The organism is Mycobacterium sp. E2989, from assembly GCF_001667595.1.
Taxonomy (GTDB): domain Bacteria; phylum Actinomycetota; class Actinomycetes; order Mycobacteriales; family Mycobacteriaceae; genus Mycobacterium.
Genome location: NZ_LZJX01000068.1, coordinates 1 through 747, shown reverse-complemented (window position 1 = coordinate 747; position 747 = coordinate 1). Strand labels below are relative to the sequence as shown.

The following is a 747-nucleotide window of genomic DNA, read 5'->3' as shown; positions in this document are numbered from 1 at the left end:
GATACTCGCGCATCAACCGGTTCGTCTCGTCCAACACCGCCGCGAGGCGTTCGACCACGCCGTCGGCCCGTTCGGCCCCGGCCTGCAGCCGCGGCAGCGCGATTCCCTCGATCTCCTCGACGGCGGCGTCCAGCAGCTCGGACTTGTTCGCAAAGTAGTGATACAGGCTGCCGCTGGTCATGTCGGCGGCCCGCGCGATCTCGCGAATAGTGGTGCGGGAGTAGCCCATCTCGGCCACGCACCGCATCGCCGCGGCGATGACGCGCGCGCGGGTCTGCTCGCCATCGGCACCCACCGGGCGCCCCAGCTGTGACGGCAGAACGCTCATTTGCCTCCGCGAACCCCCGGGCTAATCGATCAGTCGATTATATTCGATGCTGTCGGGCTTCGAGAGCCCGGCGGACAGGACACGCGAGTGGGCGGAGCACGGTGACGCGGGCGCAGCGGGGACGCCCGGTGGGCGCCAGCGGCGAGGACACCCGCCAGCGAATCATCGTGGCCACCATGCGTTGTGTGGCCACGGCGGGCTACTCCCGCGCCACCATCCGTGAGATCGCCCGCACCGCGAACGTCACCAGCGCCAGCCTCTACAACTACTTTCCCAACAAGGCCGAACTGATCAAGGCCGCGATCGCGGCGCGAACCGACGTCGCGCTGCCACGGCTGCGGGCGGCCGCGGCGCGATCCGGCGACGCCGTCGACCGCATCGAGGCGGTGCTCGACGAATCGGGCCGGTTGATGCGCGAG

General features: G+C 69.6%; 2 protein-coding genes. One reads left to right on the top strand and one right to left on the bottom strand.

Annotated elements, in window-relative coordinates; genetic code table 11:
• Nucleotides 1–328: TetR/AcrR family transcriptional regulator (locus A5680_RS12575; RefSeq protein ID WP_156675089.1), on the bottom strand; the 328-nt coding region annotated here is incomplete at its 3' end.
• A 101-nt stretch (nt 329–429) separates the two neighbouring features.
• Between A5680_RS12575 and A5680_RS12570 the strand changes: the two genes are divergently transcribed.
• Nucleotides 430–747: TetR/AcrR family transcriptional regulator (locus tag A5680_RS12570; RefSeq protein WP_156674996.1), on the top strand; the 318-nt coding region annotated here is incomplete at its 3' end.